We start from the raw sequence: 19,944 nt of genomic DNA on the forward strand, positions 1-19,944 counted from the left end.
CACTCATCGTTTCGTCGACGCGGATAGGTGGAGATATGGCCACGCTGACCAGGCTGTTGCCGCTCGTTCGCGGAGCGGCGCCGGAAGACCGCAATCAGACTCGGGTACTGGACGCGGCGCTCTTGGCATTCCTGGACTTCGGCATCAAGCGCACCAGCATGGCGGAGGTCGCGCGGCGCTCCAGATTGTCGCTGGCGACGCTCTACCGGCGCTTCGCGGGTAAATCCGATCTGATCAAGGCCGTCGGACTGCGGCAGGCGCGGGAATTCGTCGATGAAGTCGACGCCGCGTTGCAGCGGCAGACCGATCGGGACGTGAGTGCCGAGGAGCAGATCGTGGAACTGTTCGCCGCGTTCATCACCGGACTCCGGAGTAATCAGCTGATCCACCGGCTGCTGGCCACCGAGCCGGAACTCGTACTGCCCTATCTGACCATCGAGGGCGCCCCGGTCATCGAACTCGGCCGGGATTACCTCGCCGAGTTCATCACGCGGCTGCAACAAGAAGGCAAGCTGCCCCCCTATGATCCGGAGCCGTTGGCCGAGATGATCGCTCGTACCGCGTTGTCGCTGGCGTTGACCCCGCAGACGGTGATCCCGCTCGGCGATGACGCGGCGATAAGGAAGTTCGCGCGCGACCATGTGGTGGTGTCTTTCCGGGTGCCGTAGATCTGGTTGGGCGGATCGGGTCAGACCAAGGGCAGGCCCAGCCTGCGCCGGATCCGCAGATCCAGCAGATAGGCGTTGAGCGGGAAGGCGCGGACCGGCGATGGGAGCTTGGACGTCGTGGCGCCGAGTGTGCGCAGGATGAGGTCGAGTGCGCGTTCGTCGCGTGCGGTCCAGGTCATGCCCATTTCGTCGCGGAGGTGCTGCGGCAGTAATCCGGTGACGAAGAAACGGTGTACGCGGCCGAAGGTCCATCGGGCCGGTCGCGGCAGCATGCGCAGGTCGATGAGGTCATCGAAATAGGTGCGTACGGTCGGATCGATGCTCGTGTTCGCGAGATGGGTCGTCCAGTACTCCGCGAAGGCGTTCCGGTCGGTGGGCCACATCGCTTCCGGCATCTGGAGTGTGGTTCCCATCCTGGCGCTGAACCGATAGAAGGCGTCGGCGGTCGCCTCGTCCACCGGGCCGTGCATCCGCTCGTGCAGGTCCTGAGCGCCCCAATACAGGCAGGCCGCGACCCATAACTGCAGTGCGGGATCGAAGGCGTTGTACCGCACCGGGCTCGACCCGGTGGAGCGGACCTGGCGATGGGAGACGTCGACCGCTTCGCGGTAGGCGGTGCGCTCGGCATCGGTGCCGAGCAGGGCCACGGACAGGTAGGTCACGGTCGTGCGTAATCGTTTGACCGGATGCAGCATGACATTCCCGCTGTCGACCCTGCTCTCCACGACGCCGTATCCGACCGGTGGGGTGCTCAATTGCATGATGACATTCGCGGTGCCGCCGAGGAGGCCGACGATACCGTCCAGATATCGGCCGACATCGAAGGAATCCGGTGATTCGAGCTGGTGTGTCGCGCGAGAGGGCTTGGGCATCATCGACCTCACAGCCTGAGAAGATTACTCAATAAATGTCTCACTGAATCACTGAGGTGTCAACTAGCCGATGCGCCATGTATACGTCGAGCATCCGGCCGGACGCTGTACCCCGGACTCGGCGCAGTAGCGTGGTCGAATGTCGTTCGGTTCACCGCTGCTGCTCAGTTCCCTGAACCCGCTCGCCGTCGCCGGTGGCGCAGATATCCCGGACGCGGTCACCATCGCCGGGACCACTCTCTCGCGCAGTGATCTGCTCGGTGCGGCCACCTCGGTAGCCGAACGCATCGCCGGTGCGGAGCGGGTGGCGGTGCTGGCCGAGCCGACTGTGGACACAGTGCTCGCGGTGGTGGGCTGCTTGATCGCGGGCGTGCCGGTGGTACCGGTGCCACCGGACTCGGGAACCGCGGAACTGGCGCATATCCTCAGCGACTCGGGTGCGCAGGTATGGCTGGGGAAGGCCGCGGAAGGTTCGTCGCTGCCGAGGGTGCCGGTACGGCGACATGCCAGATCGTGGCATACCTATCCGGAACCGGATCCAGGCACAACGGCTTTCGTGATGTACACCTCGGGAACCACCGGTCCGCCCAAGGGGGTGGTACTCAGTCGGGGCGCGATCGCGGCGGGATTGGACGCACTGATCGACGCGTGGTCATGGACTGCGAATGATGTTCTGGTGCAAGGTCTTCCGCTATTCCATGTGCACGGGCTCATTCTCGGTGTACTCGGCGCGCTGCGGGTGGGCAGTCCGCTGATCCACACCGGCAAACCGACACCGAAGGCCTACGCCGAGGCGCAGGGTTCGCTGTATTTCGGGGTGCCGACGGTGTGGTCGCGGGTGGCGGACGATCCGGGCACGGCCGAGCGATTGGCCGGTGCCCGGCTGCTGGTCTCCGGCAGCGCGCCGCTTCCGGTGCCGGTATTCGAGCGGCTGCGCGAGCTGACCGGGCACGCACCGGTCGAACGCTACGGCATGAGCGAAACCCTGATCACGCTGTCTACCAGGGCGGATGGTGAGCGTAGGCCGGGCTGGGTCGGTACTCCGGTGCGCGGGGTGCATACCCGACTCAGGGACGAGTCCGGTGCTCCGGTACCGCACGATGGCGAAAGCATCGGCGGACTCCAAGTCCGTGGCCCGATCTTCTTCGACGGCTACCTGAACCGCCCTGAGGCGACCGCGGCGATCTGGACCGATGACGGCTGGCTCCGGACCGGTGATGTCGCCGTCATCGACCCGGAGGGTTTTCATCGCATTGTCGGCCGGGAATCGGTGGATTTGATCAAGTCCGGCGGGTACCGGGTCGGTGCAGGCGAGGTGGAGACGGTATTACTCGGCCACCCGGCAGTCGCCGAGGTCGCGGTGGTCGGGCTACCCGATGACGATCTCGGTCAGCGCATCACCGCATTCGTCGTGCTGCGCGCCGCTGTCACCGAGCGCGAACTGATCGATCATGTGGCCGAACAGCTCTCGGTGCACAAACGTCCCCGTGAGATCAGGATGGTCGACGCGCTGCCGCGCAACGCCATGGGCAAGGTGCAGAAGAAGCTGCTCAGCTGAACGCGGTGGCTGCCAGAACCCGGTTCTGGCAGCCACCGCGTTTCGGATAAGCGCGGGCAGCGCGGCGATACCGGGTCAGTCGTTGGCGTGCAGGTCGGCGTTGAGCTCGATCCCGGTACCTTTGCGCGGGACCACCTCCACAACGCCGGTAGCGGAATTGCGACGGAACAGCAGGTTGTCGCGGCCGGCCAGTTCGGCGGCCTTGACCAGGGTGCCTTCCGGCGTGGTGACCTTGGTGCCCGCGGTCAGGTAGAGACCGGCCTCCACGACGCAGTCATTGCCGAGCGGGATACCGAGTCCGGCGTTCGCACCGAGCAGGCACCGTTCGCCGAGGGAGATCACTGTGGTGCCGCCGCCGGACAATGTGCCCATGATGGACGCGCCGCCGCCGATATCGGTGCCGTTGCCGACCACGACGCCCGCGGAGATGCGACCCTCGACCATGGACGCCCCTAGGGTGCCCGCGTTGAAGTTCACGAATCCTTCGTGCATGACCGTGGTACCCGAGGCCAAGTGCGCGCCGAGGCGGACCCGGTCGGCGTCGCCGATGCGGACGCCTGCGGGCAGTACATAGTCGACCATGCGTGGGAACTTGTCGACGCTGTACACCGTGACCGGCCCACGAGCGCGCAGCTTGGCGCGAGTGGTCTCGAAGCCGTCCACCGCGGCAGGACCGTGGTTGGTCCACACCACATTGGTCAGCAGGCCGAACTGGCCCTCCAGACTCACGCTGTGCGGCGTGACCAAGCGGTGCGAGAGCAGGTGCAGGCGCAGGTAGACATCGTGTGCGTCGACCGGGGCCGCGGCCAGGTCGGCGATCGTGGTGCGCACCGCGATCACCTCGACCCCGCGCGCCTCGTCGACGCCGAGCAGTGCCGCGTATTCGGCGGGCGCGTCGTCGAGCCGTTCGGTGCCGGTTCCGGCGAACTCGCCCAGCTGTGGATTCGGGTACCACGTGTCGAGCACGGTCCCGTCCGCGGTCACATTGGCGATACCGACTGCTGTTGCTCCCTGGATACTCACGGCATTAGAGGGTACCCACCCGCATGCCTGCGCTGCGCGACCGCTCCGTGGAGCACGCTGGAGGGAGCGGCGCCGAGCAGCGGGTCCGCAGAATCCGCGACAGGGCCGCCGCCTCGCCTTCGGCCCGCCCGTAGGCTGGGCGCGTGACAATAGACCTGCATGCCGATCCGGTAACGCTCACCGCCGCGCTCGTCGACATCCCGAGTGTCTCGCGGAACGAGGAAGCCATCGCGGATGTGGTGGAGCGGGCGTTACGAGAGCAGACGACCGGTTTCGAGGTGCTGCGCCACGGGAATGTGGTGCTGGCGCGCACCCACCGCGGGCTGCCGACCCGGGTGATCCTGGCCGGACATCTGGACACTGTGCCGATCGCGGATAACGTGCCCGGCCGTTTCGACGTGAATCCGGCGGGCGAGCGGGTGCTCTACGGCTGTGGTTCGGTGGACATGAAATCCGGTGACGCGGTATTCCTGCATCTGGCCGCGACCATCGCCGATCCGGTGCACGATCTCACGCTGATCTTCTACGACGGTGAGGAGATCGCCGCGGAGTTCAACGGTCTCGGTCATATCGAGCGTGAGTTGCCGGACTGGCTCGCAGGCGATCTCGCGGTGCTCGGCGAGCCATCCGGCGGCTGGGTCGAGGCAGGTTGTCAGGGCACACTGCGGGTTCGGCTGAGTACCGCGGGGGTGCGCGCGCATTCGGCACGGGCCTGGTTGGGCGATAACGCGATTCACCGGTTGGCTCCGCTGCTGCGGCGACTGGCCGACTACCGGGCGCTGGAGGTCGATATCGATGGATGCGTCTATCGCGAGGGGCTGTCCGCGGTCCGTGTCGCCGGAGGTGTGGCAGGCAATGTGGTGCCCGATGCCGCCGAGCTGGATGTCAACTTCCGTTTCGCCCCTGACCGCACCGTGGACCAGGCCCTCGCGCATGTACAGGAGGTTTTCGCCGGACTCGATGTCGCCTGCGAGGTAACCGACTCCGCTCCCGGCGCCCTGCCCGGACTGACCGCGCCCGCTGCCGCGAACCTGATCGACTCGGTGCGCAGCCACGGGGGTGGCGGGGTGCGCGCCAAGTACGGCTGGACCGATGTCTCCCGGTTCGCCGCCCGCGGTATCCCCGCCGTCAATTTCGGCCCCGGTGACCCCAACCTGGCCCATAAGCGCGACGAACATGTCCCGGTAGCCCAGATCACCGCGGTCACAGCCATGTTGCGCACCTACTTGACCGGGATGCGGCCTTGACCGGGAATCCGGTCTCGACCGGGGATTCGGCCTGAAACAGCCGGGCACGGGCGGGTAGCGCGGAACGGTAGCGTTGGGCATATGTCTACCGATGCCCCGGACCGAGAGTCCGCCGTCCCGCAGCAGTCGACAGCTACGGTGTGCGGGCCGGTCATGTTCCGGCGTGATCGCAAAGACCGCATCGGCAGCGCCGACCGGAATCTGTTGGATCGCCGCGAGGATTCGGACTGGGCGCACCACGATCCCTGGCGCGTACTGCGTATCCAGGCCGAGTTCGTCGAGGGCTTCGATGCGTTAGCCGAGGTACCGAAGGCGGTGACCGTCTTCGGTTCCGCGCGTACGCCCACCGACCACCCCGAGTACGAGGCGGGTCTTGCGATCGGGGCCGCGCTGGCCGAGGCGGGATTCGCGGTGATCACCGGCGGTGGGCCCGGTGCTATGGAAGCGGTCAACCGCGGTGCCTGTGAGGCGGGCGGGTACTCCATCGGCCTCGGCATCGAGCTGCCGTTCGAACAACATCTCAACGAATGGGTCGACCTCGGCATCAACTTCCGTTACTTCTTCGTGCGCAAGACGATGTTCGTGAAGTACGCCCAGGCATTCGTTTGCCTGCCAGGCGGTTTCGGCACACTCGATGAGCTGTTCGAGGCGTTGACCCTGGTGCAGACCCGCAAGATCACCCGATTTCCGATCGTTCTGTTCGGCAGCGAGTACTGGTCCGGGCTGATCGATTGGTTACGGCAGGCACTCGACGCTTCCGGCAAGATCTCCTCAGGGGATCTCGGCTTGTTGCAGGTGACCGACAGCGTCGAGGAAGTCGTACGGATCATCCGGACCACCGTGGAGCAGGCCTGCCCCGAGGACGCGATCGAGATGGGGAGGGTCGAGTCGTGAGCGAGCAGCCCTTCGCCGTATGTGTCTATTGTTCGGCGAGTACGACGAATCCGGACCATCTCTCGCTGGCTTCCCAGGTTGGTACCGAGATCGCCCGGCGTGGATGGCGACTGGTGTCCGGTGGCGGTAACGTCTCGATGATGGGCGCGGTCGCGACCGCGGCGCGTGCCGGTGGCGCGCATACCCTCGGCGTGATCCCGAAACATCTGGTGCATCGGGAGATGGCCGATATCGATGCCGATGAACTGGTGGTCACCGATACCATGCGGCAGCGCAAGCAGGTGATGGAGGACCGTGCCGACGCATTCCTCACCCTACCCGGCGGTGTCGGCACTCTCGAGGAGTTCTTCGAGACCTGGACCGGCGGGTACTTGGGACAGCATGACAAGCCTGTCGTTGTATTGGACCCGGGGGGATTCTTCCGTGGACTGTTCTCCTGGCTGGACGAGTTGCGTAATCGGAGATTCGTCTCCCAGGCGGCACTATCGCGGATTACCGTAGTACATGAGCTTCCCGCTGCCTTCGCGGCATTGGAGGCGCCAGGTACTCCTTGACGAGGAGGTCGGCGATGTGAGCACTGACGCTCGTACTACGGTGAGCCTGTTCGACCTCGCCCGCAAGCTGCCTGCCATAGTCGCGGAACTGCCGAGGATGCTGCGCAGCGTGCAGGGGATTCTGCTGAAGCCGGACCACAGAGTATCGGTCGGGCTGTACTTCCAGCGCAGTGCCCACCGCCACCCGGACCGTCCCTTTCTGCGCTTCGAGGGGACCACATACTCCTATGGTGAGGCCAATGCCCAGGTCAATCGGTATGCGAGTGTATTAGCCGCCCGTGGTGTACGGCGCGGCGACGTGGTCGGCATACTGATGACCAACCGGCCGGAGATGCTGTTCGTCGTGCTGGCCACGGTGAAACTCGGCGCCACCGCGGGCATGCTCAACTATCACCAGCACAGCCGGACTCTCGCCCACAGTATCGATCTGCTCGGCAGTGTGCTGACCGTGGTCGGTGCGGAGTGCGCCGAGGCGATCGATTCACTGCCGGAGCCGCCGGACAACGTTGTTTCGGCCACCGAGCTCGACCGAGCGGCCGAGCACGCCGAGGCCACCGATCCACCGGTGTGCTCGGAGATCACCGCAGGCGAGCACGCGTTCCTGATCTTCACCTCCGGTACCACCGGCCTGCCGAAAGCCAGCGTGATGACGCACCTGCGCTGGGCCAAGAGCTTGGCCGCATTCGGCCACTTCGCGGTTCGCTTGCACGGCGAAGACACGTTGTACTGTTGCTTGCCGCTCTACCACAGTAATGCGCTGGCCGTCGCGCTGCCCGCGGTGCTGGCCGCCGATGCCACCTTCGCGCTCGGCCGAGAATTCTCCGCGTCCAGGTTCTGGGACGAGGTCATCCGGGAGCAGGCCACGGCGTTCACTTATATCGGCGAGCTGTGCCGTTATCTGATCGACCAACCGCCGCGACCGGCTGATCGGCACCATAAGGTCCGGCTCGCCATCGGCAACGGACTGCGCGCCGAGTTATGGGATGAGTTCTCGGCCAGGTTCGGTATCGGGCAGATCATAGAGTTCTACGGCGCGAGTGAGTCGAATATCGCTTTCGCCAACGTCTTCCAGATCGACCGCACCGCGGGGTTCACCCTCCTGCCGTATGCCGTCGTAGCGTACGACACCGAGACCGGAAAGGCATTGCGCGACGAGAAAGGCCGGCTGCATCGGGTGGGGCGAGGACAGGTCGGACTGCTGCTGAGCAAAGTGACCGACTATTCCCCGTTCGACGGGTACACCGATAAGGCTGCCACCGAGGGCAAGTTGGTGCGCGATGGCTTCGAACCAGGGGATACCTGGTTCGACACCGGCGATCTCGTGCGCGACCAAGGCCTGTGTCATATCGCATTCGTGGACCGGCTAGGGGATACGTTCCGCTGGAAGGGGGAGAATGTGTCTGCCACCGAGGTGGAGGCGGTGCTGGACGGAGCGGAGTCGATCGCCGAGGCCGTGGTGTACGGGGTGGAGATTCCCGGTGCCGACGGCAAGGCGGGTATGGCCGCGGTGACCTTGCGTCCCGGTGCCGAATTCGCCGCCTCCGCGGTGGCGGAGGTGGTCTACGAGCAGCTGCCCGGGTACGCCATCCCGCTGTTCGTCCGCATCGTGCGGGAGCACGAAATGACCTCTACGTTCAAACCTCATAAAGTCGAACTGCGCAAACAGGGCTATGCGCCGGACGATCACAGCACGCTGTATGTGCTCGCCGGACGTGACGAAGGGTACGTTCCGGCCTATGCGGGCTACCCGGACGATGTCGTGGCAGGCCGTGCTCCGAAGGGTTGATCCCGGTTCCGGTGATCGGCGGATTGGCTACAGTCGTTGGCATGTTCAGCTCGACCGCGCCACCGCTTCCCACACTGTGCGGTCGGCCAGTAGCCACGGACCGGGCGCTGGTTATGGCCATCGTGAACCGCACGCCGGACTCGTTCTATGACCGTGGCGCCACATTCACCGACGCCGCGGCCATGGACGCGGTGGCGCGCGCGGTCGACGAAGGTGCCGATCTGGTCGATATCGGCGGGGTAAAGGCCGGGCCGGGCGATACAGTGCACCCGGCAGAGGAGAAGCACAGGGTGCTCCCGTTCGTCGCGGCCATCCGGAGGAAATATCCAGAGCTGTTGATCAGCGTCGATACCTGGCGTGCCGAGGTGGCGGCGGCAGCGGCGGCCGAGGGTGCGGATCTGATCAACGATACCTGGGCGGGGGCCGACCCAGAGCTGGTCTCGGTGGCCGCGGCCACTGGCATGGGCCTGGTGTGCAGCCATACCGGGGGTGCGGTGCCGCGCACCAGGCCGCATCGGGTCCGCTATGCCGATATCGTGCACGATGTCACCGGCACAGTGGTGCATGCCGCCGAAAACGCGCTCGCGGCCGGGGTGGCGAAGGATTCGATTCTGATCGATCCGACTCATGATTTCGGCAAGAACACCTATCACGGCCTCGAACTGTTGCGGGGAGTCGACGTTCTTGTAAATACCGGATGGCCTGTCTTGATGGCGCTGAGCAACAAGGATTTCATCGGGGAGACTCTTGGTGTCGGTCTTTCCGAACGATTGGAGGGGACATTGGCGGCAACGGCATGGTCAGCGGCGGCCGGCGCTCGAGTCTTTCGTGTTCACGAAGTCGCCGCGACCCGGCGAGTGGTGGACATGATCGCCGCGATCCAGGGCATCCGCCCCCCCGCACGAACCTTGCGAGGTCTGGTATGACATTTCAACACCGCGAGCCCACTTGGGCGAAGACCAACACCTGGGATATCCCGGACTGGACAGTGGATGAGCTCGTCGCAGCCAAAGCGGGACGCACCGTATCGGTGGTGCTGCCCGCGTTGAACGAGGAGCGCACCGTGGCCGATGTAGTGGCCAGTATCCGGCCGCTGTTCGGCACGCTGGTCGACGAGCTGCTGGTGCTCGATTCCGGCTCCACCGACGCCACCGTGGAGCGAGCTCGCGCGGCCGGCGCCGAGGTTATCAGCCGTGAGCAGGCGGTACCGGAGCTGGATCCGGTACCGGGCAAAGGCGAGGTTCTCTGGCGTTCGCTGGCGGTGACCAGCGGTGATCTGATCGCTTTCGTCGATTCCGATCTGATCGACCCTGACCCGGCCTTCGTACCGAAGTTGCTCGGCCCGCTGCTCACCGTCGATGATATGCACCTGTCCAAGGCCTACTATCGCAGGCCGCTGCGGCAGGGGGACGCGGTGGACGCACACGGTGGGGGCCGGGTCACCGAACTGGTCGCGCGCCCATTGCTCGCGGCGCTGCGGCCGGAGTTGTCCCAGGTGCTGCAGCCATTGGGTGGTGAATACGCCGGGACAAGGGAATTGCTCACTTCGGTGCCGTTCGCGCCTGGTTATGGCGTAGAGATCGGACTGCTGCTCGATACCTATGATCGGCTCGGTATGTCCGCGATCGGCCAGGTCAACCTCGGGGTCCGGACACATCGGAATCGGCCACTGGCCGACTTAGGGGTGATGAGCCGCCAGATTCTCGGCACTGCGCTCGGGCGAAGTGGCGTCCGGGACTCGGGTGCGGCGCTGACCCAATTCCCGCTGATCGCTGGGGAGTTCACGGCGCATCGTACCGAGGTGTCGCTGCTCGACCGGCCGCCGATGAATACTCTGCGGCCCGAGCGGGCAGCGGCGTGAACGTTTTCGGAGGTTTTCGCCGCTGATTCCGGTGGTCGGTCAGCTCCCGCCCGCACGTGGGTCTCTCATATATCCGGCTTCGATCAGGGTGCGGAAGGCCGCGTTCTTGTAGACGCATTCGGCGGGTTCGCAGATCCGGTGGCGCTGCATGAGTTCATGGGCCTCCGCCACGGTCAACGGCTCGGTAGGTAGTTGCTGGGGCTTGCCGATGGGGCAGGCGGGGAGCCGGGCCGGGATATGCTCGGTGATTGCGTGCTCGGTCACCCTGATCCTGCGTCGCCGGAGCGTCGGCCAGTGCAGCATACCGATGGTGGCAATCAGACTCACAGCGCCGGCGAGTGAGCAGAGGATGGCGATCTGGGTGGCGGTCACGGCGCGATCTCCTCTCGGTGGGGCGGGCCGGGCAGAGTGTGGCGGAGCTACAGCGCAACGCACCGTCACCTAGCTATGGTTAACTTCCAGCAAATCAAGTGTGAGCCGAGTGGGCACACCATGCAAGAGGGAATACGACACGGTAGGTGTCGCATTGGTCGAATGGACGGAAAGGCGCCCGGCGGCTCTCGGATGAACCGCGCTCAGTCGAGAATTCTCAGTTATTCCTCAGTGCAACTGATTCACCGGTGAATGGGACCACTGAGACGGTTCAGCGGGCGGGCTGCGGCACCGCCACGCTCGGTCAGGATCTGAGCGACGATAGCGATCACCGTTTCCTCCGGTGTCCGTGCGCTGTCTGTCGCGCATTCGTCGCTGCCGACTATGCCGCTGCGGCCTGTGGTGAGCAGTGCTCGCGCATCGCGGTCCACCCCACCCCATGATGCGGTATCAACGGCGGACAACAGCTTCCAGTCGGGAGTGGTATCCATTGTGGTGGCCACCGCGACCGCTGCGCCATCGGCTATCCGCAGGCGCAGCGCCGAGAGCAGCGGCAACCGCTCGCCAGCCTGGCTATGGTGGGTCTATTCGGTGTGTCCGCGCTGTTCGCCGGGGACGGTGTCGTCTGCCCGCGGTTCGGCTGTGCTGTCCGCCTGAATCGGCACGTCTACGGCCTTCTCCTTCGTGTTCTTGTCATCCACGGGTGTGGGCGGCGGCTGTTGGCGAATTGTCGGCATCGCCTGTCCGCTTCCGTCTCCCTGTGGTTGTTCGCTATCGGCCATTGGTTCGTTCTCGTTTGCCGGGCTGAGCGGCACGGCCGTTCGTTCTCGCGCGAGCCGAGCTTGTAGATCGGCGACGCTCAGATAAGCACGTGCTGCTCTCGGTCGTAGCAGCACGGTAGTTATCAGGCCGATCAGCCCCCCTACCAGGGCGATGCCGCCGATGAGCAGTAACGGATTCACGATTTCCTCTGGATCTTGTCGATGGTTGAGTGAGATCGAGGGCATCCTTCGGCCGACGTTGTGGATGATCCAGTGGGTGATGGCACCACCGGATCAGTGGCTTCGGCGAAAGCTGTGCTGCCGAGCGTAGCGCTGCGCTGCACAGGCGATGCGGAGCTCGCGGACAGTGCACCTCGATTATGCACCCGATGCTTTCTCGGTATTCAGGTTACCTTCCAGCTATTTCGGGTGGGTTGTCAGGAGCCGGTAGGGGAGCGGAGGGGAAAGCTCAGGTGATCGATAACACAAAGGCCGCAAAGGTAGGGTGGGTGCTCTTCGCCTCGAACGCACCGGCGGCCTGCCGTAGGGTGCGCGGGGTTCAGCGGCGCAGACTCGATGTGGGGACGCGGTTTTCGGAATCGTGGCGGTAGACCGGTGTGAGCAGTTGGGTTTCCGATGGTTCTCCGGTGGCCCGGTCGAAGCGGCAGGCGATCAGTACCGAGAATCGGTGAACGCTCGCCCGCTCATACAAGCAGGCCAGCCTGGTAGCGAGCAGCCGGATAGCGCCGAGTGAGCCGGGCGGATGCATGCCGTCGATCATCAGTACGCTGCCGCGTCCGTCGGGCCGGGGCAGCCTGGCTAGATAAGCGATGTCGTGTGGTTCCGGTCCGCCGGGCCGATACACCCGCCGTGCGGCCCGGTCCTCGATTCCCCGGCGTGTGTCACCGACCCTGGCCACGGTGCGCCGCAGCCGTGGATCGGAAGTTACCAGCTGCCGCAGACTGGGAGAAAGTTCTGGACCGCCGAGCACAATCAGTCCGTCGCGCCGCAGATCGATCGGGTGGCCGGGGCGAAAATATTCGACCGCGACAGTGAAATCGAGTTGGCGCAGTAGTTCCGCCAACCGCTGTGGTGCGGCTGGATCCGGCGCGCCGATCACTTGTCCGGCGGGCAATTCCGGGGCGAGGATGGTGAGTGGGCCGTGCCCGAAGAACAGGCCCTCCGGTACCGGTCCTTGAGTACTCACCTGGTGGATGCGGGCACGAGAAAGGCCTGCTGCCGCACCGATTCTGGCGAATGTCCAGCCTTCGGCATGGAGCTCCCGGATCACCGAACGGCGAATCCTGGTTAGTTCGTTGATGGTCTGCTGGGCCGCCGCCACCCTGTCGGTGGCCGCCTTCAGTCGCTCGACCTTGTCCTTGATTGCGAACACGCGTGCCACATCATCGGCCGACATGTGCGAAGTCTAGACAGCCGGAACCCATCTGGTGTCTAGACTGCTTGACCGATCAGGTGGCATCGGAGTCGATCGGGGGACGTTCGTTGTGTTCCAACGGCTTATCCAGCTTCGGCTTATCCAGCTTCGTCATGGGGTGGTCCGGCATTCCGCTGTTCGTGCCGTACAGGTCTTTCGGATCGGGCATCGCGCGGCTGAGATCCTGCAACACCGAATCGTCGCCGTTGAGAAGATGCTTGGTCACCATCGCGCGCGGTGTCATACCGCGCAGTTGGTTCAGATCGGCCAGCGGTTTGCGCAGATCCTCGAACTCCGGCCCGAGTTCCTGCTTCAGCTGGGAGGTGGCGCCGCTGGCATAGTCACGCACCTGCCGTAGGCTGCGCATGGTCCAGCGCACGGCACCGGGCAGGCGCTCCGGGCCGAGGATCATGAGAGCGGCGACGAGCAAGATGATCATCTCGCCCCAGCCGATGTTGCTGAACACGTAATCAGGCTACCCGGTGCCGCGACCAGCGGCTCAGTCGGATTCCAGGGTCACAGGCACGTCTACCTGCCGGCCATCGCGGATCAAGACTACGTTCACCGTCTCGCCGATCTCGTGCGACTGTACCGCGACGACCAGTTCTTCCGGCCCGCTCACCTCTCGGTCGCCGACCTTCACGATGATGTCGCCCTCGACGATCCCGGCTTTGGCCGCGGGGCCGCCGGGAGCCACATCGGCGATTTCCGCACCGCTGGTCCACTCGTTGGCTACCTGTTTGGTGCGTTGGCTGACCCCGAGTATCGGGTGGTGGATCACCCCGTCGCGAATCAAGGTTTGGGCGACTTCGGTCATCTTGTCCACCGGGATCGCGAAGCCGAGCCCGACCGAGCCGCCGGTTTCGGTGCGGTTCGCGGTATTGATGCCGATCACCCGGCCGTTCATATCCACAAGCGCGCCGCCGGAGTTACCCGGGTTGATCGATGCGTCGGTCTGTACCGCGTCGATCACGGCATTGGTGTCGGTGCCCTCGCCTCCCAGCGCTACCGGGCGATGCAGGGCGCTGACGATACCTGAGGTCACCGTCTTGCTCAGGCCGAGTGGTGAGCCGATGGCCAAGACGTCATCGCCCACCTGAACCTCCTCGGACTTGCCGAGTTGCGCTACTGTGAGATTTTTCACATCGACCTTCAGGACGGCCAAATCGCTCTTCGGATCGCGGCCGACGATCTCGGCGGGCGCCCAGGTGCCATCGGAGAATTGGATCCGGATCGCGGCCCTGCCGCTCGTGTCCTGGGCTGCCATCGAGATGACATGGTTGTTCGTGACGAGATACCCGGCACCATCGATCACCACCCCGGATCCGGTGGCGCCATTGTCGCCGACGGTGACCCGGATCGAGACGACCGAGGGTAGTACGGCGTTGGCGACCTGCGCGATCAGGCCGTGTGGGCGGGTGCCCGCACTGCCCTGTTCCAAGGTGACTTTGCGGGATGTGAGCGCCGAGGTGGTTTCCGCGGTCAGCCTGCCGACCAGTCCGCCGACCAGTCCGATGCCGAGTGCGACCACGGCGAGCAGGGCCAGTGCCTTCGGTGCGACCCGCGAGCCGAACAGCACCTCGCGCGCGCTCAGCCGCTCGGCTCGTGGCAATGGCTGTGGCGTTGGCCTCGGCACTGCGGGAGCGCCGAGGCGTGCGGCGGCCTCGGGATCGCGCCAGGGATCGGCCGGGCCTGCTACCGGTGTGGGGGCAATCGCATCAGGGTCGCGTTGCAGCAGCTCGGTGGACCCTTCGGGGCGGCCGAACGCCTCGGCCAACACCGCGTCGGGCGGGCTGTTGTGCAGTTCGGGTCCCGACTGTCGTGCCGAACCCGCGGTGCGAATCGGTGGTGCTTCCGCGAAGGAACCGGATAAGCCGGACGGTCTGCGGAAGGCACGCGCCGTATGCGTGTCGACATGGGGCCGGTAGACCGGGCGCGGGCCGAGCACGGGCGCGTCCGGTGGACGGAGATTCCCGCGGTTGGCCGCCGAATCCGAGGTCTCGCCCGATCCGGAATTCGTCGATTCGGTGGTCACGCGAGAAACTCTACTTGCGCCACCATGTAGTCCATCGAGTCGCGGTGAACGAACCGGCCGAAGAACCCGAAACCGCCTCGTTGGGCTGAGGCCGACCGGGTCCGGATGCGCTGGAGGTGCCGTCGGGTAGCTCCGCGAGCGGAATCCTGGTCAGGCTGTCGTGCAGTCCGGTAGGAATGGCGATATGGCCCGCGTGCCGCAACGCGATACGCGCCTGTTGCTGCGCATCGACCTCTGCCGCGCACTCCGGACACAGCGAAAGATGCTGGGCAGCGCGTAGATAGGCATTCATCCGCAGCTCGCCGTCCACATATGCGGCGATAGCCTCGCTCGCCAGATGCTCGGTGGGGCGGAAGCGATGCGGACGACCGGCAGTGCTGAAGTCGCCACTCATTCGGTGCTCACCCTTTCCGCCGTCATGGACCGATTCGCGGGTGATGACGACTTCCGACGGATCACCCGATATTCGTGTCAGCGGCGAACCGCTGCTTACTTCCATTATGCGCAAGGTAGTCCCGTAGAGCTTGGCGCCCGCGGTGGATTCGACTGCGCACAGTGCCCAGTTTCACTCCGAGCGTAGCGCCGATCTCTTCGTAGGACAGCCCTTCGATATCGCAGAGGACCACCGCGGCGCGGAACTCCGGCGCCAGTGAATCCAGGGCGGATTGCAGGTCCGGATCGAGGCGGGCGTCGTGATATGCCTGCTCGGGATCCGGCCCCTCGGAAGGAACGCGATCGTAGTCCTCTGGCAGCGCTTCCATCCTGATGCGGCTACGCCTGCGGACCATATCCAGGAACAGGTTGGTGGTGATGCGGTGCAACCAGCCCTCGAAGGTACCCGGTTGGTAGTTGGACAGCGAGCGGAACACCCGGATGAAGGTGTCCTGGGTGAGGTCCTCCGCGTCCTGCGCATCGCCGGACAGGCGATAGGCCAAACGGTAGACCCGGTCGGCGTGCTCGCGGACCAGATCGTCCCACGACGGCATCGCCGAGCGGTCACCGGTGGCATCGAAGGCAGCGGTCCCGGTCAGCGTGACCGGCTCCTCGGCGGAGCCGGTTTCAGCAGACAGGGCCTGCTCGGACAGGGTGGCGTATTCGTGCGCCGCATCGACCATGTGGACGGGCCTACCTCCTACTAGGGACCGCATAAACCGAGGAACTCGCTGGGGGCCGGGTCTGCGGTCCGTCACGTATGGATACAACCGACGTCAGGTACGTCGTTGTTCCCGGATCCGTGGTCAATACGGTCGGTGGTCTTGCGTTGCTCATACTCTTTCTGGTCCTGATATGGCCGAGTTATGCAGATCCTGAGGTGTACCTGAGAAAATCGGCTGCCGAAAAATGGGGGCAGCGCGTGTTGTCCGGAACGCCGTGACCACCTGCCCGGCGTTAGCCTCATACCGTGGCATCGAATCTGGAGCGAAATCTCGCCTACGTGGAGGAATCCGTCGTGGAAGACGAGATCCTCATCAGCGCGCGCGAACGGGCGACCGAACTCGGTACCGAACCCGTGCCGCCCGCGGTGGGCGCGCTGCTGAGCATGTACGCACAGCTACTCGGCGCACGGGCAGTGGTCGAGGTCGGCACCGGCGCGGGCATCAGCGGACTATGGCTGCTCGACGGGATGCGCGAGGACGGCACACTCACCACCATCGATTGGGAACCGGAGCATCAGCGCGCGGCCAAGGAAGCCTTCCGTGCCGCCGACATACCGCCCGCGCGTACCCGCCTGATCAACGGGCGCGCATCGGACGTGCTGCCGCGGCTGGCCGATGGCGCCTACGATCTGGTCTTCATCGATGCGGCGCCATTGGAGCATCCGGAGTACGTTGCTCAGGCGGTGCGTCTCTTACGTAACGGCGGGGCGATTCTCCTACACAACGCGTTGCTCGGCGGACGGGTACCGGATACCACGCAGCGCGATCCGGCTACGCAGGCGGTGCGTACCGCTACTCGCGTCATCGCGGAGGACCCCAGGCTGACCAGTGTGCTGATTCCGGTCGGCGACGGATTGCTCTGCGCCTCGCGCGGTTAGTGAGTTCGTCCGGCGGGTTCGCGTATTCGGCTCTCTACGGCCACGATTCGGCACGTGGTACGGCATACTCCGAGCAGGTCGGGAAAGCGGATGGGGTGCGACGATGATGTTCCTCTGGGACGATGACAAGCGTCGTCCGCGTCCGCTGCACTGGGGATGGACGATGCTGGCTCTCGGCGCGGTGCTGCTGTTCGCCGTGCTGATGGTCTATTTGGTCAGCACCGCCGACTTCGGCGATACGCCGCGAACGACGACGCCGCGCACCCCAGGTCCGTGCGCGCCGTTCTGTCCGGAGCCTGCCGTGTCGTTCTCGGGAGGGCCCTAGACCCAGACGCCCTTGCCGACCGTGACCACACCGCCGTTGCTGACGGCGAACCGGCTGCGATCACGGGCCGTGTCCACCCCGATGATCTCTCCTTCGCCGACGATCACGTTCTTGTCCAGAATGGCGTGCCGCACCACCGCACCACGTCCGATCCGGACGCCCGGCATCAGTACCGAGCCTTCCACGGTGGCGCCGTCATCGACCATGACATTGGCGCTGAGCACCGAGTTGCGTACGGTGGCCGCGGAAAGGATGCTGCCCGCGCCGACGATGCATTCCTGCGCCAGTCCGCCCTGGGCGAACTTCGCGGGCGGGAGGTTCTCGGCCGCACCCCGAATCGGCCAGTGCCGGTTGTAGAGGTTGAAGACCGGGTGCACCGAGACCAGATCCATATGCGCGTCGTAGAACGCGTCGATAGTCCCTACATCGCGCCAGTATCCGCGGTCCCGGTCGGTCGCGCCAGGTACCTCGTTGTCGGCGAAGTCGTAGACGCTCGCTTGGCCCGCGGACACCAGCGCCGGGATGATGTCACCGCCCATATCGTGGTCGGAGTCGCCGTTGTCCGCGTCCGCTCTGATCGAATCCACCAGCACTTTGGTGGTGAAGACATAGTTGCCCATGGAAGCGAACGTGACGTTCGGGTCGTCTGGGGTGCCCGGCGGATGCGCGGGTTTCTCCAGGAACTGGGTGATCCGGCCGGCGTCGTCGCTGTCGATGCAGCCGAATGCGCTCGCCTCGCTGCGCGGCACCCTGATGCCTGCCACAGTGACACCGGCGCCGGAATCGATATGGTGGCGCACCATCTGCTCCGGGTCCATGCGGTACACGTGGTCGGCGCCGAACACCACGATGTACTCCGGGTCCTCGTCGTAGATCAGGTTCAGCGACTGCATGATCGCGTCCGCGCTGCCGGTGTACCAGCGTGGTCCCAACCGCTGCTGCGCGGGTACCGGGGTGATGTACTCACCCGCGAAACCGGACAGCCGCCAGGTCTGCGAGATATGCCGGTCCAGCGAGTGCGACTTGTACTGGGTGAGTACACACAGTCGCAGAAAACCCGCGTTGACCAGGTTGCTGAGTACGAAGTCGATCAGGCGGTATGCACCGCCGAATGGTACGGCGGGTTTGGCGCGATCGGCTGTGAGCGGAAAGAGTCGTTTCCCCTCGCCACCGGCGAGCACGATCCCTAATACGTGCGGCTGGCTCCTCACATCTGCCAAACTACCGGGTGACTCGCGCATGAGTGGCCCCCACCGACATGAACGTTTAGTTTGTAGCGGTGAGCTTCGGCACGAACGGCAGGCACTCGGCGTTACATTCCGAAGAGCAGGACCGGCTTCGGGTCGCTATGTTGACCCGTGAATACCCACCCGAGGTATACGGCGGGGCCGGTGTGCATGTCACCGAGCTGGCGGCGCATCTGCGTCGGCTGTGCGAGGTGACCGTGCACTGTATGGGTGCCCCTCGTATGGATGCTGTAGTGCACCAATCGGATCCGTCGCTCGCCTCGGCCAATTCCGCACTGCGGATGATGTCCGCGCAGTTGCGGATGGCCGACGCCGTCGGCGAGGTCGATGTGGTGCACTCGCACACCTGGTACACCGGCCTTGCCGGGCATCTGGCCGCGACACTGTACGGCGTTCCCCATGTACTGACCGCGCATTCGCTGGAGCCGCGAAGACCGTGGAAAGCCGAGCAGCTCGGTGGTGGTTACCGGCTCTCGTCGTGGTCGGAACGCAATGCTGTCGAGCACGCCGACGCGGTCATCGCGGTGAGCGAGGGGATGCGCCGCGATGTGCTCGACGCCTATCCGGCAGTAGACCCGGACCGGGTGCACGTGGTGCACAACGGTATCGACGTGGGGATCTGGCATCCTGGCCCGGTCGCCGATGACTCGCCTTCGATGATCGCGGAGCTCGGGCTCCGGCCGGATCGGCCGACCGTGGCATTTGTCGGCCGCATCACCAGACAGAAGGGGGTCGGGCATCTGCTGGCCGCCGCCAACGGTTTCGATTCCGATATCCAGCTCGTGCTGTGCGCGGGCGCACCGGACACCCCGGAACTGGCCGAGGAGGTCGCCGCATCGGTGCGGGAACTGCAACGGCGGCGCGACAACGTGTTCTGGGTCCGAGATATGTTGCCGACCGAGCAGATCCGGCAAATTCTCACCACTGCGTCGGTTTTCGTGTGCCCGTCGGTGTACGAGCCGCTCGGCATCGTGAACCTGGAGGCGATGGCCTGCGCGACCGCCGTGGTCGCCTCCGATGTCGGCGGTATTCCCGAGGTTGTCGCGGACGGTCGCAACGGACGATTGGTGCACTACGACGCGGGCGCCACCGAAGACTACGAACGCGCGTTGGCCGACGCGGTGAACGAGATCGCCGGTGATCCCGCACTGGCGGCCGAGTTGGGCGCTGCGGGCCGAGCCAGGGCGGTCGCCGAATTCGACTGGTCGAGTATCGCGGCACGCACCGCAGAGGTCTATGACGCCGTTCGTAAGGGCTGACGCCGTGGACAA

22 protein-coding genes are annotated in these 19,944 nt (G+C 65.2%); 11 read left to right on the plus strand and 11 right to left on the minus strand.

All coding sequences use genetic code 11. The features are described from left to right. Positions 1-35 precede the first annotated feature (35 nt). Positions 36-668 carry a TetR/AcrR family transcriptional regulator gene (locus ACL02S_RS08360; protein ID WP_412801753.1) on the plus strand — a complete coding sequence of 211 codons (633 nt, stop codon included), beginning with the start codon at positions 36-38 and terminating at the stop codon, positions 666-668. A gap of 20 nt (positions 669-688) precedes the next feature. Here ACL02S_RS08360 and ACL02S_RS08365 read toward each other — a convergent pair whose 3' ends face one another. After that, a complete protein-coding gene (locus ACL02S_RS08365) occupies positions 689-1,540 on the minus strand; it encodes an oxygenase MpaB family protein (RefSeq protein ID WP_412801754.1) in 852 nt (283 codons plus the stop codon). A 139-nt stretch (positions 1,541-1,679) separates the two neighbouring features. Between ACL02S_RS08365 and ACL02S_RS08370 the strand changes: the two genes are divergently transcribed. After that, positions 1,680-3,098, plus strand: coding sequence for an acyl-CoA synthetase (locus ACL02S_RS08370; protein WP_412801755.1), 1,419 nt, complete (start codon positions 1,680-1,682; stop codon positions 3,096-3,098). A gap of 75 nt (positions 3,099-3,173) precedes the next feature. On the opposite strand, the gene dapD is transcribed toward ACL02S_RS08370, so the two are convergent. Continuing rightward, complete coding sequence (gene dapD / locus ACL02S_RS08375; RefSeq protein WP_412801756.1) at positions 3,174-4,121, minus strand: 2,3,4,5-tetrahydropyridine-2,6-dicarboxylate N-succinyltransferase; 948 nt, start codon at positions 4,119-4,121, stop codon at positions 3,174-3,176. A 143-nt stretch (positions 4,122-4,264) separates the two neighbouring features. Between dapD and dapE the strand changes: the two genes are divergently transcribed. The 6 genes from dapE (at position 4,265) to ACL02S_RS08405 (ending at position 10,463) form a co-directional block, all read left to right on the plus strand. Further along, complete coding sequence (gene dapE, locus ACL02S_RS08380) at positions 4,265-5,368, plus strand: succinyl-diaminopimelate desuccinylase (protein ID WP_412801757.1); 1,104 nt, start codon at positions 4,265-4,267, stop codon at positions 5,366-5,368. A gap of 81 nt (positions 5,369-5,449) precedes the next feature. Further along, on the plus strand, positions 5,450-6,262 hold the full coding sequence (locus ACL02S_RS08385; RefSeq protein WP_412801758.1) for an LOG family protein: 813 nt from the start codon (positions 5,450-5,452) through the stop codon (positions 6,260-6,262). Beyond that, complete coding sequence (locus ACL02S_RS08390) at positions 6,259-6,816, plus strand: LOG family protein (protein WP_412801759.1); 558 nt, start codon at positions 6,259-6,261, stop codon at positions 6,814-6,816. Before ACL02S_RS08385 ends, ACL02S_RS08390 begins: the two co-directional genes overlap by 4 nt. Before the next feature lie 16 nt (positions 6,817-6,832). Continuing rightward, the gene (locus ACL02S_RS08395; protein ID WP_412801760.1) at positions 6,833-8,602 is read left to right on the plus strand and encodes a long-chain-acyl-CoA synthetase; all 1,770 of its coding nucleotides are present in this window, start codon (positions 6,833-6,835) and stop codon (positions 8,600-8,602) included. 41 nt (positions 8,603-8,643) lie between these two features. Further along, positions 8,644-9,528: a dihydropteroate synthase gene (gene folP / locus ACL02S_RS08400; protein ID WP_412801761.1), complete on the plus strand. Its 885-nt coding sequence runs from the start codon at positions 8,644-8,646 to the stop codon at positions 9,526-9,528. After that, complete coding sequence (locus ACL02S_RS08405; RefSeq protein ID WP_412801762.1) at positions 9,525-10,463, plus strand: glucosyl-3-phosphoglycerate synthase; 939 nt, start codon at positions 9,525-9,527, stop codon at positions 10,461-10,463. Before folP ends, ACL02S_RS08405 begins: the two co-directional genes overlap by 4 nt. Before the next feature lie 39 nt (positions 10,464-10,502). Here the strand turns inward: ACL02S_RS08405 and ACL02S_RS08410 are convergent, their stop codons facing one another. The 8 genes from ACL02S_RS08410 to sigE all read right to left on the minus strand — a co-directional run bounded on the left by ACL02S_RS08410 (position 10,503) and on the right by sigE (position 16,181). After that, positions 10,503-10,835, minus strand: a complete 333-nt coding sequence (locus ACL02S_RS08410) for a hypothetical protein (protein ID WP_412801763.1) — start codon at positions 10,833-10,835, stop codon at positions 10,503-10,505. Positions 10,836-11,077: 242 nt separating this feature from the next. Beyond that, entirely contained in the window at positions 11,078-11,392 is a 315-nt protein-coding gene (locus ACL02S_RS08415) for a hypothetical protein (RefSeq protein WP_412801764.1), read from the minus strand. A gap of 27 nt (positions 11,393-11,419) precedes the next feature. Then, positions 11,420-11,797: a hypothetical protein gene (locus ACL02S_RS08420; RefSeq protein ID WP_412801765.1), complete on the minus strand. Its 378-nt coding sequence runs from the start codon at positions 11,795-11,797 to the stop codon at positions 11,420-11,422. 358 nt (positions 11,798-12,155) lie between these two features. Continuing rightward, positions 12,156-13,013, minus strand: coding sequence for a hypothetical protein (locus ACL02S_RS08425; RefSeq protein WP_412801766.1), 858 nt, complete (start codon positions 13,011-13,013; stop codon positions 12,156-12,158). Between the two features lie 52 nt (positions 13,014-13,065). After that, positions 13,066-13,497, minus strand: coding sequence for a Sec-independent protein translocase protein TatB (gene tatB / locus ACL02S_RS08430; RefSeq protein WP_412801767.1), 432 nt, complete (start codon positions 13,495-13,497; stop codon positions 13,066-13,068). Between the two features lie 33 nt (positions 13,498-13,530). After that, complete coding sequence (locus tag ACL02S_RS08435; RefSeq protein WP_412801768.1) at positions 13,531-15,066, minus strand: trypsin-like peptidase domain-containing protein; 1,536 nt, start codon at positions 15,064-15,066, stop codon at positions 13,531-13,533. A gap of 10 nt (positions 15,067-15,076) precedes the next feature. Continuing rightward, positions 15,077-15,460: a hypothetical protein gene (locus tag ACL02S_RS08440; RefSeq protein ID WP_412801769.1), complete on the minus strand. Its 384-nt coding sequence runs from the start codon at positions 15,458-15,460 to the stop codon at positions 15,077-15,079. A gap of 61 nt (positions 15,461-15,521) precedes the next feature. Then, positions 15,522-16,181 (minus strand): RNA polymerase sigma factor SigE, encoded by a 660-nt coding sequence (sigE, locus tag ACL02S_RS08445; RefSeq protein WP_412801770.1) that lies wholly within the window; start codon positions 16,179-16,181, stop codon positions 15,522-15,524. Positions 16,182-16,468: 287 nt separating this feature from the next. Here sigE and ACL02S_RS08450 point away from each other — a divergent pair, with 287 nt between their 5' ends. Together ACL02S_RS08450 and ACL02S_RS08455 are read left to right on the plus strand one after the other, a co-directional pair. Next, the gene (locus tag ACL02S_RS08450) at positions 16,469-17,101 is read left to right on the plus strand and encodes an O-methyltransferase (RefSeq protein ID WP_412801771.1); all 633 of its coding nucleotides are present in this window, start codon (positions 16,469-16,471) and stop codon (positions 17,099-17,101) included. Between the two features lie 103 nt (positions 17,102-17,204). Next, positions 17,205-17,426: a hypothetical protein gene (locus ACL02S_RS08455; RefSeq protein WP_412801772.1), complete on the plus strand. Its 222-nt coding sequence runs from the start codon at positions 17,205-17,207 to the stop codon at positions 17,424-17,426. Here the strand turns inward: ACL02S_RS08455 and glgC are convergent. Then, positions 17,423-18,637, minus strand: coding sequence for a glucose-1-phosphate adenylyltransferase (gene glgC / locus ACL02S_RS08460; protein ID WP_412801773.1), 1,215 nt, complete (start codon positions 18,635-18,637; stop codon positions 17,423-17,425). The two genes, ACL02S_RS08455 and glgC, sit on opposite strands and share 4 nt — an antisense overlap. Before the next feature lie 137 nt (positions 18,638-18,774). Here glgC and glgA point away from each other — a divergent pair, with 137 nt between their 5' ends. Further along, entirely contained in the window at positions 18,775-19,932 is a 1,158-nt protein-coding gene (gene glgA / locus ACL02S_RS08465) for a glycogen synthase (RefSeq protein WP_412802074.1), read from the plus strand. Positions 19,933-19,944 lie beyond the last annotated feature (12 nt).

This window comes from Nocardia spongicola (assembly GCF_047200775.1).
Lineage (GTDB): Bacteria > Actinomycetota > Actinomycetes > Mycobacteriales > Mycobacteriaceae > Nocardia.